Genomic DNA, 15,266 nt, shown 5'->3' with positions numbered 1-15,266 from the left:
GCCACTCCAGAGTGGCGGTGCGACGGACAGTTCAGGCCGGGGGCGCGGACGACAGCAACTGCCCCATGGCGGCCAGCACGGCCGGCTCCACCCGGTAGTACACCCACGTCCCCCGCCGCTCGGAAGACAGCAGCCCTGCGTCCTTGAGCTTCTTCAGGTGGTGGGAGACGGTCGGCTGGGACACGCCGACATCGGAGATGTCGCACACACATGCCTCGCCGCCCGCGTGCGAGGCGACCGCCGAGAACAGCCGCAGTCGGACCGGATCGCCGAGCGCCTTGAACGTCTTCGCGGTCCGCTCGGCCTCCTCCGCACTCAACGGGCGCTCGTTCAGCGGCGGGCAGCAGGGCATCACGGGCTCGTCGGCCTGATGGAGGACCGGCAGCGCCACCACATCCGTGGCCACACTCGAATTCGACATACGTCAATATTGACATCCGTCGATCCAGTGCGCCAAGCTCCCTCGCATATCGAAGAACGTCGAATCAGATGTTCGACGGAGTCGCTGCCTTGATCCGCCCCCTGATCCGGCCCTCGATCCGCCTCTTGATCCGCCCCTTGATCCGCCCCACCCTGCCCCAGGAGCATTCGATGAGCGAGAAGACCGCTGCTGCCCTGCCCGTCGTCGTCATCGGCGCGGGCCCCATCGGCCTGGCCGCCGCCGCCCACCTGGTCGAGCGCCGCATCGAACCGCTGGTCCTGGAGGCGGGTCCAGCTGCGGGCAGCGCGGTGCGCGACTGGTCGCACGTCCGCCTCTTCTCCACCTGGGCCGAGGTCGTCGACCCGGCCGCCGAGAAGCTGCTCGCCCCCACCGGCTGGGTCAAGCCCGACGGCGCCACGTACCCGACCGGCGGCGACTGGGCCGAGCGCTACCTCCAGCCGCTCGCCGCCGTCCTCGGCGAACGCGTCCGCTACGGCGCCCGGGTCACCGGAGTCTCCCGCGCCGGACGTGACCGCGTCGTGGACGCCGACCGTGATGAGCAGCCCTTCACCGTCCACATCGAGTACGCCGACGGCAGCGGGGGCCGCCTGTTCGCCCGCGCTGTCATCGACGCCTCCGGCACGTGGTCGACGCCCGGCCCGCTCGGCGGCGACGGCCTCAAGGCCCTGGGCGAGAAGGCCGCGGCCGACCACATCTCCTACCGCGTCCCCGACCTCAAGGACCCTTCCGTGCGGGCCCGTTACGCGGGCCGGCGCACCGCCGTCGTCGGCTCCGGTGCCTCCGCCTTCACCACCCTGGCCGCCCTCGCCAAACTGGCGAAGGACGAGCCGGGCACCCACGCCGTGTGGATCCTGCGCCGCGGCATCAGCGGTTCGACCTTCGGCGGCGGCGAGGCCGACCAGCTCCCCGCCCGCGGCGCCCTGGGTTTGGCCGCGAAGGCCGCCGTCGACGACGGATACGCCGACGCGGTAACCGGTTTCCGCACGGAGGCCGTGGAGACGACCGAGGACGGCCGCCTGGTGTTGGTGGGCGAGGACGGCCGCAGTCTCGACCCGGTCGACGAGGTCGTCGGACTCACCGGCTTCCGCCCCGACCTGTCCTTCGTCGACGAACTCCGTCTCGCTCTCGACGAGCGCCTTCAGGCCCCGGTCGAGCTGGCCCCCCTGATCGACCCCAACGCCCACTCGTGCGGCACCGTCCACCCACACGGTGCGGCCGAGCTGTCCCACCCCGAGAAGGACGTCTACCTGGCCGGCATGAAGTCCTACGGCCGCGCACCCACCTTCCTCGCCATGACCGGCTACGAGCAGGTCCGCTCCATCGCCGCCGCGCTCTCGGGCGACCACGAGGCCGCCGGACGCGTCGAACTGACCCTCCCCGAGACCGGGGTGTGCGGCGGCGCCGGCCTCTTCGACGAGCCGGACACCGCCCAGGCGGGCGACGGTGGTGGCTGCTGTGCCGCCCCGGCCACCCTCCGGATCGGCGCCGATGTCCCGGCGCCTTCCGGGGGCTGCTGACCAACCCCGCCTCGGGGCATCCGCGTACGCCCCGCTCGACACCTGGGCCACGAGTGGCCCCAAAACGGCGGAGCGCCCCGGCCGACGATCCCCGGCCGGGGCGCTCCCATGCAGGTCAGAGGGGGTAAGCCCTCCGCCACTCGATGTAGGCCATGTCGGACGCGAACCGACAACCAACGGATTAAAAGTCCCGGCATGATCATGCTGGACGGATTTAAGTGCTCAGCCGTCGTCCTGTTTCGCCTGGCCAGGGGGCCACGGCTTACCGATCCGTCCAGCCCGGGACAACGTGTGCTGGCGCATCCGCTCACGCATTGCTCACGCATCCAGGGTGGTGACCAGCTCGCCTCCGGCCAGCATGAACTCAACAACCGCCCCCACCAACCAATGCGTTCTCCAGGGATTCCCCGGAAGGCCGACAGCGTTTCGACCTGCCATGCAGTTGGTGAGGGCTCGGCTTCCGATCGGAGGGCGCGCTGGGAAACGCTGCCAGAACTGCTAGCGGCGTGACTGGCGATAGCAGCGTGGCAACAATATCGCCGAAAATCAGTGTTGTGTCCGGATGGGCCGGTAGCTTCGGCGTAGCTGGATGAGGTGCTGGCGGTGTCCCTGCCGTCGCACTGACCGAGGGGAGGATCCACGTGGTCGTTGGAGAGACGCCGCCGCAGCAGGTAGGGGAATGGGCGGCTGGGACTCGGATGGTGGCTAAGCACTTGCGAGCCCCTGCGCTCGAAGGGCGGCTGTACCTGTTGCCCGACAAGACCATCGAGGGCATGGCCGCCTATCTCGGAAGCACTGCGGGGCTGGTCAAAACCCTGAGGCGGGACGGGATCGACATCGACTTCGCCCTTCCGAAGGACGCCCGCCGCTACCTGAGCGAGTACAGCGCGGACAGCGTCATCGCCTCGATCGCGGTCGCGGTGGCCATCGGAGTCTCCAGCGACGCGGTGAAAGCAGCAGCCAAGGCGATCGCGGCAACGGCCCGAGCAAGGGCGCGGTCTGTCCTGGGACGTAGCGACGGAGTAGCAGCCACGGATGACGCGCTTATCACCGTGAAGATCGCTGAACTTGAACTCAGGCAGCCAGGCGTCACGTTGCGCGGCGTTGAGATCACCGGACGAGTGAGCGAGATTGAGCGCCTCACCGGTGAGGCGCTGTCCCGCCGAGCGCCACAGGTTCCGACCTCCGAAGCAAACCCAGTTACGCAGTCACTTTCGGCAACGGACGCGGAGTGAAATGGAGAAAATCAGCGGGCGTCTGATCCGCACCGGGGTCTCCCTCCCCCCGCCATCCGGGCCGGACCGACAGCGGATGCTTTGGCGAGACGGACAGATGGCCTTCAGGGAATCGGCCCGCGCCTACGCTGGCTCCTGCCGCCTGCTCGTCGAATACGCATGCGCCGACCTGCCCGACATCCCCACCTGGGAGCGCACTACGGCAGATCTGGCACGCCGAGGTATCCGAGAAACACAAGCACAACAACGCCATCTGCGGGGGATGTGGGACCCATCGGCCCGCCGATTGCGCCGCGCGGCTCGGCGGCGCTCAGCGGGGTCCGTGGCTGGAGTGATCCGAGCCCGCCAATCAAGATTGCCAGCACTCGACCTACGGCGGTTTGCCAGCCACGGCCTCAGACTGCCGACCGCCGAGGGACTCACCCCCGCAGCCGTCGCGTATTGGGAGAACGCCGAGCAGCTCGCACGCCAGGCTCTTGCACACGCTGTAGATGCCTTCAACTTCCTGGAGGACACACCTGGGCACGAGGCTGCGCACCGTCATGCACACGAAGTCGCAGCCTTTGTGGGGGGCCTGTTCGGCTGCGAACTAGCCTTCGAGAATGGCAGGTACTGGGATGTGTGCCCAGTCTCACTTATGCACTATCGCTGGGGAACGTCAATCGGCTTCACCGCAGTGCGTCTCTGCTCACTGTGCGGAGAAGACCTCGACGAGTGCCCTCACATGATCGATACCTTGTATGAGGTGCTGGTCTCACGTGAGCAGGACGGATCCTGCACGGCTTGCAGAGAACCTGCGTGCGGGCACATAGTCGGCGAGAGGGTGCAAGTGCTTCCGCAGGCGGTGATCGCAGAGGCATCAATCCACGAGGTGTCGTTGGTCCGCACTCCGCGCGATCCACTCGCGCGGATCACTCGGCTAGATTTCGCTCCTGAGATTCTGCGGCAGGCGCTAGGGGCAGACCCAGAGGGACAGCCACTGGCTTGCCATCGGTGTCTGCACCCCTGTAATGGCTTCACATACCCCATGGGTTGAAAGCGATCTACCAACTCGTCCGATGAGGTGAGACCGACGCCCAGAGCGTGTCCCTCCTACTCGGCAGTCAGGGCGCAGTGCTATGCAGTCTGCCTCGTGAGCCTGTTGTCCTTTGCTGGAAGGCGACGACGTTTCCGTCTTCATCTGCCTGTTTCGGTCCTGCCGACTTAGTCTTGGCAGGCTGCGGAGCGATTGACCTCAAGACAGTGGGTTGAATCGCCAGCTGGTCCGACGCGCGTAGATACGGCCTGTCCCCGTACTGACGCTGCAGAAGGCTCCAGAGGAGCAATGGCGCTTCCTGCCCCACTGACACAGGCTCCTCCTTGCGCCAGCCCCGCTGAGTCAACTGAACGTACAGTGACCGCTTACGGCTCTCCCCGATGTTCCCCACGGCGACCCCACGCAGGATGAGCGCCTGGATTGACACGCCCCATGCCTGTTTCCTACGCGCGAAGCCTTCCAACGTCAGTCGGTCGGTGATCTCCTCCTTTGCCCTTTCCTGCGGGACGAGTAGGGCGCCGGCAAACCGGTTAGCTTCACCTTCAGGATCCGCTACGCGCGGCCTGAAGGTGTGGAGAACCAGGTGCCCCAACTCATGGGCCAGGGTGAAGCGGTCCCGATCACCCTGCGCACCAGGGAAGTAGGCGATCAACGCTGTCTCGCCGATACCGGCCCAGTACGACACACCGAAGTGCTTGTTGGTAGGGCTTGCGGAGTCGCCTGTGGGATCGGGAAGCACGATCGGCGCAACCGCAATGCCTGCGCGTTCAAGGGCCCGTGTGAGGTGGGGGATGGGCTTATCCGGGGCAAGGCGTAGGGCCTCACGAGTCTGAGCCGCGAGGTCCTCCACCTCGTCTCCTGACAGCTCTGGTGCGCTAGCAAAGGGGAGAGGGGGCGCCGGGTATCCAGCCTTGCTGGTGATCTCCTCTGTCACGCGGAAGCTCTCGCCGTAGAACGCGCTGATCCGGCGCGTGACTGTCCGGCTTGCACTGGCCATTTTGCGGAAGCGCAGGGAATCCAGTGGCACAGAGGAGGGCTGAGCGTAGAAGAAGCTCATCGGCGTATCGGTGGCATCCGCGATCGCACGGAGCCGCTCCTCGGCTGGCTCGCGCGCCCCGGTTTCTACTTGCGAAATCCAACTCTGGCTGATGCCTGTCAGACGGCAGAGATCGGCGCCGGTCAGGCCAAGGAGGTCGCGAAGCGTTCGCAGCCGCTCACCGGGAGAAGCCTCCAGTGCCGTCGGCATCGTTCGTCTCCTCATCCGGAAGTTCAAGTTCCAGACCTTCATCTTGCGGCTCGAAGTGAAGGTCACGCAGGTCGGACGCGCTAGCAAGCAGTGGAAAATCAAGGTCGACAAGCTGTTCCTTGCCGAACCTCCACGTTCCGACGGTCCGCACTACACGGAACAACGGTGCTCCCTGCGCATCGATACGCCAGAGGATAAGCAGATCGCTGCCTTCCGACCCCATCAGGGTCGGCTGGCCAAACTTCGTCAGAGGGCGGTTCTGGTAGAAGGCTCGCCGCTGACGGTTCGGCCCAGGAGCGGGGACGTGGTCGTCCCTGAAGCCGTGGAGCAGCCGCGTGCAGTACTCATCGTTTGTGAGCCACAGCTCACCGTTCCTGCGGTGGTTGCCGCTGAGTTTCCAGTCGCCGAGTCGCGCCGCAGTGGCACCGAGCCGGTAGTGGACGAAGGCGCGCGTCATGTGTGTGCGGATCCAGCCGTAAGCCTGTCCGTCCATCTCGGGTACCTGGGAGCGCTGGTGCTGGACTGCCCATGCGAAGGCGTCGTGAAGGGGCTCGCAGAGCTGAGCGGTGGCCTCGCAGATACTTTCGACCTCACCCTTAACCATGGGCGTGAAAATATCACGGAAAAAGTTAAAGACATAGCTTCCTCTGCGCCAACTGCCCTGCGCAGCACGGTTTCTGACGGAGGCCAAGCTCGACGACATCGCTGTCATCCCAAACCTCGACCACGACCCGGTCGTTACAAGTTGGCCCGCCAAGGGCCTGCTGGTGTCTCCGATGGACGCGCCAAAGCTAGGCGCGTCACTGCGTGAGATTTCGGCTCACCCATTCACGCTGAGGCGAGGGTGCCGCTGATGCCGCAGGCGCCACGGTTGCAGGCATCGTTGAGTCCAACGAAACGGCGGAAGGTGCGGGCCAGTAGTGCGTGGCACATGATCAGCTCCTCCGCATGTCGCCGGAAGTCGCACGCGAAGCTAAGTAGCCCCTAGCTACCAGCCATTGAGGGAGACCTCGGGGCCCCCGGAGAGGTATTGGCTGAGGGCACTGGCGGTGGTGTCCACGAACTCCTTGGGGATGGCGTCGGCGTCGACCCAGCGGACCTGCGAGTGCTTGCGAGGTTCGAGGTTCTCAGGCTCGCCGGTCCACTCATGCGCGGCGAAGACGACGGTGAGGAAGCCATTTGGGGCTTCAACACCCCAGGCGCTGTGGATGATGTGGGCGACCTTCAGAGCCTCGGGCTTCACGGTCAAGCCGGTCTCCTCGTACAGCTCGCGGACCGCGGTCTCGGTGATGGGCTCGCCGGGTTCGCTCTTGCCGACGGGAAGGTCCCACATGCCCTGGGCGAACTTGGCGTTCTGGCTGCGCTGGAGGAGGACGACGCGGTTGGTGGCCTTGTCGTGGACGATGACGGCGGCGACCAGCAGGGTCATGGAGTCTAGGGCGGGCTTGAGGGCTTGGGGGTGGTCGTCGGTTGTCGGCTGAGCCACGGCGGTCCCTTCGTCGGCAGGGTTGTTGGGCATGTTAGGCGAGTGCTTCGCGTACACGGCGGGCTAGTTCGGCGGCGCCAGGGACGCGGCGGCGTTGATAGACCGCAAGGGGCGAGCGGATGGAGGAGATCGCTTTGCGGGTGCGGTCGGAGGTCATGCCCTCCATGAGGCTCAGGGCCTGCATCCAGGCGGCGACGGCCTCGTCAGCGCGGGCCTGGGCGGCGAGGCTGTCGCCGAGGTCGGCGTAGGTGAGGGCGTGGACCCGCTTGTATTTCTCGGGGTCCCAGCGGGTCAGGGCGTCGCGGTGCTGCTGTTCGGTGCCGACGTGGTCGGCGAGGTCGGTGAGGGTGCGGGCGGTGTGACTGGCCACGGTGCCGGCGGCGGGTCCGCTCACGCGGGAGTAGCGGGGCTGGGGGCCGTCCTCGCGCAGGAGGGCGTCCTCGGCGGCGAGGAGGGCACGGGCTGCTGCGGGTTTCTCGCCAGTGGCCGCGTACGCGCGGGCGTGGGTGATGTGGAGCAGGGCTTCGGTCTGGCCGTCGATGTGTCCGATGCCCTGGGCGAGGGCGGCTTCGGAGAGGTCGATGCAGTGGTGGGGCTGTTTGAGGCTGAGGGCCTGGTGGGCCAGGGTGCGCATCATCCAGGCGGCGTGACCGTGCGGGTCGGCTTCGTAGGCGAGCTGGTAGCCGACCTGGTAGTAGCGCTGGGCGGCACCCTCGTGGCCGAGGTCGTGGTGCTTCCAGCCCGCGAGGTAGGCGAGTTCCGCAACGGCGCCGAAGGCGGCCCCGCGTAAGTCCTCCGAGGCGAAGCGGCCGCGGAGCATGGGCGCTGCGGTGTCGGCAAGGTAGGCGGTGACGGTGGTCAGCCCGTGGCCACCGCCCAGGCGCTCGTCGGCCGCGCTGAAGGCCGTCGTGATCTGGCGTACGACGTCGACCTCCTCGGTGCCGACCAGGGTGTTTCCCGTGCGGGCGCGCAGGAGCCGGGTGGTGGCCTCGTGGTCGTGGGCCAGCGGCATGGCGACGCCAGCCGTGGTGAAGGTGGCGACCGCCAGGAAGCGATGGCGTTCGACGTCGGCACGGCCCAGGTCGGTGATGGCGAGGACGGCGTCCGGCTCATCCGGTACATCGGCTTCGGGTGCCCGGAGGCCGATCTCCGTCTGGGTGATGATTCGCCCAGCTCGGCGGGTCAGTGCCTCGGCGAGGTACTGGCCGGTCCGGCCGATGGGCTGACGGACGCCGTTCACCCAATGGGAGATGGCCGACTTGTTGGTCTGGATGATCTCGCCGTTCTCCGCGGCGACGCGCCGGACGTCCTTCGCGAGTGCCTCGTAGGTGCAGCCGGTCGCGTCGATGGCCTCGCGCAGGCGGGAGTTGGGTGCTCTCTGCGCTGCCACGATCGCCTCCATTCCGGAGCTGTAAACCGCGTATACCGCTTGGCCTCGCTCTCACCGTACCCACTGTGCGTGACGGCCGGTTCACTAATCATCAGCCGCCCGGCACGGCCAGACTCCGTGATCCAGGCTCCCCTCTTGGTCCGGGCGGCCCCGAAGTTCCGTACGCCCGCCTGGGGTTCGGCCACTCCCATGCCCCGCCCCGGCCCATCAGAGACGGAGACACGGTGACCACCATCAACAGCACAGCCATCACGGTCGAGCTGCCCGAAGCCTTCGACGAGCGCTGGAACCGCCTGCCTGGCATCCAGGTCGAAGGCCGGCGCCTCACCATCGACCCGGCCGAGTACTTCTTCCGCTTCGAGTCCAACACCTGGCTCGTCGCCGACTGGGAGCTGGTCAAGTCCCAGCTCCTGGACGTGGAGGAGACCACCGAGAGCTCGGTCGAGCAGCTCGCGCTCGACTTCATCAAGAACCACGGCGAGTCCACCTCCGACGCGGCCCGCGTGCTGACCACCGCGTACGAGGTGTACACCTACCTCTTCCGCGACGAGCACCTCGCCGGCCTCGGCCTGCCGCAGATCACCCCGGCGCACCTGCGGATGCTCCGCGAGGCCGCCACGCTCATGGCACTGAACAAGGTCGAGCTGGACGGGCACATCTCCAACGTCGGCCCCTGCTGGTTCTTCCCCGCCGCCACCTCCGTCGTCTTCGACCTGGACGACGAGACGGGCGACATGCTCGACGAGGTCTACCACGGCGGCTGGTTCAACGAGCACCGCCGCCTCGAATCGATCAAGGCCCACGCCGCGCTCGGCGGACGGCTCGTGCACGGCTGCCAGTCCGTGCCGGACCAGTCCGGTGGTGTCGTCGCGCCCTACGGTGCCTCGATGGCCAACTTCCGTGATGACCTTGCCCAGTTCAAGGCCGGATGGATCGAGCAGGTCTATGCCCACCGCGTGACCGACCCCGCGTAACCCCAGCCAGGCTCCGGGGCGGGCCGACTACCTCGCCCGCCCCGGACGCCACCACCAGGATCGGAACCCTCGATGGACACGAACCTCAGCGCCGAACTCCTCTCCGACCTCTGCGCCCTCGCCGGGCGACCCGCTCCCGTCGCGCGCGAAGAGGTGCGGGTGTGGTCCATGTCCGGCGTCGAACGGCTAGCCTTCCCCGACGGCAGCACGGCCATCCTCAAGTACGCCAAGAAGCCCTTCGACAGCGAGGACCAGGCCCTCCGCCTCGCCGCCACCTACGGGGTTCCCGTGCCCAAGCTCCACGCCTCCGCCATCGTCGACGGCTGGCTCGGCATGCTGCTCGAAGACCTCGGTGCCCCCGTCCGCGACGCCGACGACCTCGACGGCGCAGCAGCCGCAGTCCTCCTCCACCACACCCGCACCGCCCCAGCCCTGCCAGTCCTCGACGACAAGGGACTCCAAGCCCTGACCGGCCGGGCCCTCGACCACCTCGACCTGCTCCGCAAGGCCGACCGCTGGCAGGACACCGACGACATCGAGCACGCCCTGGACCAGATCACCCAGGCCGCAGCCGCCCGCGCGGGCGGCGCCACCCGCTCCCCGTTCGGCTGGGTGCACTCCGAGTTCCACCCCACCAGCCTCCACATCGGGCAGCGCGGCTGGCGCCTGCTCGACTTCGCCCGCGCCTTCACCGGCCCCGGTCTGCTCGACCTCGCCAGCTGGCACGGCACCCTCGAAACCCCCGACCCCGCGCGCCTGCGCGCCTTCCTGGAGTCGTACGTCGCCGAGGGCGGCAGTGCCGAGACCCTTGACCGGCGCGGCGGGCTCGCCGCAGAGAACTGGGCACTGGGCTGGCACCGCATGTGGGCCGTCGAGTGGTTCATGGAGCAGGCCATCCGCTGGATCAACGACCCGGCCACCGACCCCGCGTACATCACGGTCGTACGCCGCCACCTGGCCGACGTCCTCCAGTTCCTGGAGGTGTAGATGCCTGCCGCCCAAGCCTCTCCGTGGCTCGCCCACGCCCTCCAACGCACTGCCGCGGGACCGGCCGAGCCCCTGAACGTGCCCGCCCGGATGGAATGGACCACCCGGCCCGGCAGCGGCCCCGATGCCGAGATCCTCGGCCCGGACCTACGCCGCAAACGCGTACTCGAACTCGGCTGCGGCCCCGGCCACAACGTCGCCTGCCTCGCCACCCGCTACGGGGCCCGGGCCACCGACCTCGACCTGGTCGGCCTCCAGATCCGCCGGGCCCGCTCGCACTACGGACGCCTGGGCAACGCCACCTTCGTCGCCGGCCACGCCCTGCACTACCTCCAGGCATCCGACAAGGAGTTTGACGCAATCTACTCCGTCTTCGGCGCCATCGGCCTGGTCAGCCCAGCCCTCCTGCTCCCTGCCATAGCTGAGCGCCTCAAGCCCGGCCGCACCCTCGCCTTCTCCGTCCCCCACCCCCAGCGCAACGGCAGGCACCCGTCCACCGACGACCGGCCCCGCCGCGACTATGTCACTCTGCCCGACCGCGCCCGACTGCCCATTGCCCGCTGGGACTTCGACACCGACCGCTGGGAGGCACACCTCGAACGGGCGGGCCTCTGGCTCACGTACGCCCAGGAGTTCCACGACACCCGCCACGGCCGCTGGCCCACCACCCTGTTGATCACCGCACGCAAGCTCTGACCCCGCCCCGCCTCTTCGCGGAGGAACCGATGCGCCTGCCCTACCTGCTCCTCGACATCGACGGTGTCCTCATACCGTTCCCCGGCAAGGACGAGACGCCCCCCTCGACCCACACCCGCCACGACGTCCTCCCCAGCGGCAGATCCCCTGACGCCCCGGTCACGATCTGGCTCAACGTCGACCACGGGCCCATGCTCATGGACGTGATCCGCACCGGCCTGGTCACCCCGGTGTGGTGCACCAGCTGGCGTCAGGACGCCGCCACCGTGATCGGCCCACTCCTCGGTCTGCCACAGTTGCCGTACGTCGATCTTCCGCGCCCACAGATCACCACCAGCCACCCCAACGGCTACCTCTGGAAGCGGGACCACGTCGACACATGGCTAGGCGACGCCCCCGCCGTCTGGATCGACGACGACTTCACCGCCCTCGACCACGAGTGGGCCGCAGAACGAACCGCGTGCGGTCCAGCGACCCTCCTGGTCCAGCCCGAGCCTCACGTCGGCCTGCGGACAGGGCACTTGGAATCAACCTTGGTGTGGGCGGCGAAGTTGTCCGTCGCGCGGGACGGTACAACCGGCATCGAAGCCGCATGACGGCCGAGCAGGACCGCACTTGGCCCCTCGCCACGCTGGCGAGGGGCCAAGCCGTAAGTCCCGGCCGCCTACCTTCAGCGGCGCTGGATAGTCGGTGACCGGGGATCAAAGGCTCCCTTTCGCCTGCCTTTTCCTGTTCAGCGCCGACGAGCAGTGCCGTTCGCGGGCCACCCGGTGGATGCTGGGGCCAAGGCGATAGGCATCGCTTGCGACGGCGCGCTGGGTCGTTGTGCCGTGCTCTGGGCTTGTGCTGCACGGGCGCGTGCGCTGGGTGCCGGCCGTGCGGCGAGGCGTTCGACGCGCCAGGTCAGGACGCGTGCGGGGTGGCGGGCGTCGTCCAGAGCGCGCTGGTCGGCGGCTTTCCGGAGGAGCTGGTTCGGGTCGTGGCCTGTCTTCTCGGCGTTGGCGAGTGCGGCTGCGAGGGCGTCGAAGGCCGGATCCTGCAGGACCTGTTCCGCGTGGTCAGGCACGGCCTGCCGAATGAGGAGGATGTGCCGCTCCACTACCTGCTGGGGAGGCCGGCGCTGGGCAAGTGTGGCCAGCGGCTCGGCGGCCGCCTGCTCGTAGGCAGCCTGGAGGTGGAGCAGGCTCTGGTGGGCTGAGGCCACCTGCTGGTCGTGGTGGCGGAGCTGGTGCCAGCGGGCAGCGGCGATGACGACGAGGATCGCGGCGTCCAGGAACATCGCCAGCAGGGCGCCGTCCCTGGGGGCGGGCTCGCGGACCATGGCCCGAACGGCACCGCGTAGGGCGCGGGCGTGCTGGTGCTCGGCCTGGACGCGGGAACGGGTGGCCCGATCGAACACCTCTGCCGCCTGACGAAGTTGGGGCCGAACACCCTGGTGTGCGAGGAGGGGCAGGGTGTCGAGGGCTTCACCGAAGGCGGCCAGGTGGGCCTGGGCAGCTGCGTCGTCACCGTGTTCAAGGCGGTGGGGGATGTGTTCCGCGGCAGCGGTGGCGCGGTGCCAGGGATTCGCCTTGCGCGGGCCCTGCTGCTGTTCGCTGGCGCCGAGGCGCTGGCGGATCTTGGGGAGGGACAGGTCCGGGGCGAGTGCGGAGCCGGAGTACCAGATTGGCTCCTGCTTGCCGTTGGTGTCGCCCTTAAGGGCGGCGGTGTAGCCGCGCACGTCACCTGAGGGGAAGTGCTTCACGTCGACGAGGACGCCGTCCGTGTGCTGAAGCAGGCTGATGAACTCCTCGGCGCTGATGGCGGCGGCCACGGCGGTACGCACCGTGGTGCGCAGCCGCTCGCGGGCCGTGCGGGCCTGCCCGGCGCGCTTGGCCTTCTCCTGCTCGGCGCGGGTGGGGCGCTTGGCGGCGGTGCGGTCCCCGCGTACGACCTGGAAGAGGCTGTACTCCTTCTCGATGGCGGCGAGTTCGCGGTCGGCGGTGACGTAGTCGTTCCAGTGACGGGCAGTGCGCAGATCGGCGCGGACCTTGGTGGCGGCGATGTGGATGTGATCGGGCGCGTGACGAACAGCGACCCAGCGGCAACCATCCGGATCGCCTTCCGGAGCGATGCCGGTGGCCGCCACCACGCGGCGGGCGATGTCGGCCCACTCCTCGTCGCTGAGGTGGCGGTCGGTTTCGGCGGCGCGGATCGAGCAGTGCCACACGTGGCGTTCGGGAGCGCGGTCGAGCCGCTCGGCCTGCTTGACGTGCAGGTCGAGGTCGGCCACGAGGAGCTTCTTGGTGGTGTCGGAGCCGCCGGTGGTACGGCCGGGGTCGGGAGCGAAGCCGTCCCAGGAGGCGACCAGGTGCGGGTCGGTGTGGTCCTTGGCCTTCTTGGTGTCGTACAGGTAGCGGACCAGGCCGGCGGTGCTCTTGCCGCCGCTGATCTTCGCGATCATCGGGCCGCGTTCTTGGCGACGGCCTGGTTCGTGGCTGCCGCGATCTGCCTGACAGCGGTGCCGACGGCTTCCAGGGTGCGGTCGGTCTGGGCCAGCAGGGCGCTGTCCCCAGGGTGGGGGTGGCTTCCCGAGTTGAGCTTCTTGGCGATCTGGTTGACGTTGTGACCGATCTGGGCGACCTGCTGGCGCAGGGCGTTCAGCTCGTCGATGTAGTCGTCGAGTGCGGTGCGCTGGCCGGACAGGGTGAAATCACCATGGACGTGGCCCAGGGCGAGGGCGGCGACGTAGTAGGCGCCACTGACGTTCAGCGACCGGGCCTTGGCGAGGATGGCGGCCTTCTCCTCGACGCTGTAGCGGGCGTCGACACGGTCTTCGCGCCGACCGTTCGGGTCGGGCTTGCGGCGGCGGGCGACGCGGTGCAGGGCGGCTTCGTCGGCAGCACGCGGCAACGGGGTGGCAGGGTCGGTGACGGCGTCGGAGGGCTGCTCCTCCTCGGGCACCCCCTGGTGCCCGCCTGCCTCCGCCACCCCCGGGGCGGAGGCTTGCCCGTAAGACCGGCCTGTGGACGGTCCAACGGGATACCTTGCTCCCGCTGTGACGGGGGTGGCGGTCATCTGCTCCTGAGACGTGGTGAGTTCGCGGAGCGGGTCGTGCATGAATCGGCTCTCCGTGGGGTGCTGGTGGCGGATGCTTCGCGGTGCGCGGCCCCGGTGTCCCCGTGCGCCTATCTGCGCGGGGACACCGGGTGAGCCGGAGGGGGCGATCTACGTGATCAGAGCGGGATACGGCGCCGGTGAACTGGTTCTGCCAAGGCCGGGCATCGCGCCATGGCGCCTACGCGGCGGTGGCGGTGCTCCTCCTGGCGGAGGTGACTTCCGCCGTGACGGCCTTGGCGACTGCTTCGGCGCGGTCCTTCTGGATGGTGTAGCCCTGGGCCCTGATCGCGTCCTCCAGCGGCGTACGGCGGACCTTGCCGACCTCGGCACCGATGGCGCGGGCGGTGGCCCAGAGCACCTCGTCGGGGACGGTGGTCCTACGCCCGCCCTTCTTGGGGTTCGCCTCGGCTGGTGGCGTTGCGTCGATGGCGGTCTTCGCCTCGGGCGCGGGTGCGTCGGCTTCGACAGAGGACGAGCTGCTGGCGGCCTCTTCGTCCTTCTGGCTGGCCTGGCGACTCCGTTGGCGCGGGCCCGGTTGAACGGGCGGCGTGGCGGTCGGCATGTCCGCCACCATGCCGTTGGCGTTGAGATGGCGATTGATGACGAGGTAGAGGTGGACGGCGCCGGCGAGCGCGAGCGGGGCGATGGCGGACAGGGCGCCGACGGTGTGGTCATCGAGCCGGAGGACGTCGCCTTGGCGGGTCTGCTGATTGAGGCGGATGGCGTGCAGCGCGTTGGCCCAGATGCTCGTGGAGGTGGCCGCGCCGACGAGCATCCAGACGTACGCGCGGGACCTCGTCGGGGCGGTGCGCAGAAGGAGCAGGGCGATGACGCCGACGGCAATGAACCCGTCGATCACGAGCGGGAAAAGGTAGGTGAGCACCCCGCGGATGTGGACGGCGACGGCCATCTGCCGCAGGGCGTCGTAGGACAGGGCGAAGCCGATGGCGGCGAGCACGCCGATACCGACCCGGACGGAACGGCTGCCGAGTACGGCGGTCGGGGCTGCGGAGGCAGGGGAGGGCAAGGCGAGATCTCCGGGGGGAACTTGAGGTCCGAGAGCCGGGCGGTCGACTTCGAAGGTGGGTGTGAAGATCAGGGCGCTTACGCGGGCCCCTCTCTAAAGAGGGGCCCGCGCGTAGGCGCTAGGGGCCGTAC

General features: G+C 68.6%; 14 protein-coding genes. 6 read left to right on the top strand and 8 right to left on the bottom strand.

The genetic code is table 11. The features are described from left to right. Positions 1 to 31 precede the first annotated feature (31 nt). Complete coding sequence (locus ACGFW5_RS11420) at positions 32 to 421, bottom strand: ArsR/SmtB family transcription factor (RefSeq protein WP_393833942.1); 390 nt, start codon at positions 419 to 421, stop codon at positions 32 to 34. A gap of 170 nt (positions 422 to 591) precedes the next feature. On the opposite strand from ACGFW5_RS11420, the gene ACGFW5_RS11415 reads away from it, so the two are divergent. Continuing rightward, entirely contained in the window at positions 592 to 1,959 is a 1,368-nt protein-coding gene (locus ACGFW5_RS11415) for an NAD(P)-binding domain-containing protein (RefSeq protein ID WP_393833941.1), read from the top strand. 641 nt (positions 1,960 to 2,600) lie between these two features. Beyond that, positions 2,601 to 3,194, top strand: a complete 594-nt coding sequence (locus ACGFW5_RS11410) for a hypothetical protein (RefSeq protein ID WP_393833940.1) — start codon at positions 2,601 to 2,603, stop codon at positions 3,192 to 3,194. 1,103 nt (positions 3,195 to 4,297) lie between these two features. On the opposite strand, the gene ACGFW5_RS11405 is transcribed toward ACGFW5_RS11410, so the two are convergent. The 4 genes from ACGFW5_RS11405 to ACGFW5_RS11390 form a co-directional block, all read right to left on the bottom strand. After that, complete coding sequence (locus ACGFW5_RS11405) at positions 4,298 to 5,476, bottom strand: helix-turn-helix domain-containing protein (RefSeq protein WP_393833939.1); 1,179 nt, start codon at positions 5,474 to 5,476, stop codon at positions 4,298 to 4,300. Next, on the bottom strand, positions 5,445 to 6,179 hold the full coding sequence (locus ACGFW5_RS11400; RefSeq protein WP_393833938.1) for a hypothetical protein: 735 nt from the start codon (positions 6,177 to 6,179) through the stop codon (positions 5,445 to 5,447). Before ACGFW5_RS11400 ends, ACGFW5_RS11405 begins: the two co-directional genes overlap by 32 nt. A gap of 285 nt (positions 6,180 to 6,464) precedes the next feature. Beyond that, positions 6,465 to 6,995 carry an NUDIX domain-containing protein gene (locus ACGFW5_RS11395; RefSeq protein WP_393833937.1) on the bottom strand — a complete coding sequence of 177 codons (531 nt, stop codon included), beginning with the start codon at positions 6,993 to 6,995 and terminating at the stop codon, positions 6,465 to 6,467. A 1-nt stretch (position 6,996) separates the two neighbouring features. After that, the gene (locus ACGFW5_RS11390; protein WP_393833936.1) at positions 6,997 to 8,352 is read right to left on the bottom strand and encodes a tetratricopeptide repeat protein; all 1,356 of its coding nucleotides are present in this window, start codon (positions 8,350 to 8,352) and stop codon (positions 6,997 to 6,999) included. Between the two features lie 224 nt (positions 8,353 to 8,576). Between ACGFW5_RS11390 and ACGFW5_RS11385 the strand changes: the two genes are divergently transcribed. The 4 genes from ACGFW5_RS11385 (at position 8,577) to ACGFW5_RS11370 (ending at position 11,605) form a co-directional block, all read left to right on the top strand. Continuing rightward, the gene (locus ACGFW5_RS11385) at positions 8,577 to 9,326 is read left to right on the top strand and encodes a hypothetical protein (RefSeq protein WP_393833935.1); all 750 of its coding nucleotides are present in this window, start codon (positions 8,577 to 8,579) and stop codon (positions 9,324 to 9,326) included. A gap of 72 nt (positions 9,327 to 9,398) precedes the next feature. Next, positions 9,399 to 10,313, top strand: a complete 915-nt coding sequence (locus ACGFW5_RS11380; RefSeq protein ID WP_393833934.1) for an aminoglycoside phosphotransferase family protein — start codon at positions 9,399 to 9,401, stop codon at positions 10,311 to 10,313. Next, positions 10,314 to 11,009, top strand: coding sequence for a class I SAM-dependent methyltransferase (locus ACGFW5_RS11375; protein ID WP_393833933.1), 696 nt, complete (start codon positions 10,314 to 10,316; stop codon positions 11,007 to 11,009). Positions 11,010 to 11,038: 29 nt separating this feature from the next. After that, positions 11,039 to 11,605: an HAD domain-containing protein gene (locus ACGFW5_RS11370; RefSeq protein ID WP_393833932.1), complete on the top strand. Its 567-nt coding sequence runs from the start codon at positions 11,039 to 11,041 to the stop codon at positions 11,603 to 11,605. Between the two features lie 137 nt (positions 11,606 to 11,742). On the opposite strand, the gene ACGFW5_RS11365 is transcribed toward ACGFW5_RS11370, so the two are convergent. From ACGFW5_RS11365 to ACGFW5_RS11355, 3 genes are all read right to left on the bottom strand, one after another. Beyond that, entirely contained in the window at positions 11,743 to 13,452 is a 1,710-nt protein-coding gene (locus ACGFW5_RS11365) for a relaxase/mobilization nuclease domain-containing protein (RefSeq protein ID WP_393833931.1), read from the bottom strand. After that, on the bottom strand, positions 13,449 to 13,979 hold the full coding sequence (gene mobC / locus ACGFW5_RS11360; RefSeq protein WP_393833930.1) for a plasmid mobilization relaxosome protein MobC: 531 nt from the start codon (positions 13,977 to 13,979) through the stop codon (positions 13,449 to 13,451). Before mobC ends, ACGFW5_RS11365 begins: the two co-directional genes overlap by 4 nt. Before the next feature lie 307 nt (positions 13,980 to 14,286). Next, the gene (locus ACGFW5_RS11355; RefSeq protein ID WP_393833929.1) at positions 14,287 to 15,135 is read right to left on the bottom strand and encodes a DUF2637 domain-containing protein; all 849 of its coding nucleotides are present in this window, start codon (positions 15,133 to 15,135) and stop codon (positions 14,287 to 14,289) included. Positions 15,136 to 15,266 lie beyond the last annotated feature (131 nt).

This window comes from Streptomyces sp. NPDC048416, assembly GCF_043200435.1.
GTDB lineage: Bacteria > Actinomycetota > Actinomycetes > Streptomycetales > Streptomycetaceae > Streptomyces.
Note: the sequence above shows the minus strand (reverse complement) of the source record. Positions and strands in the feature narration are given on the sequence as shown.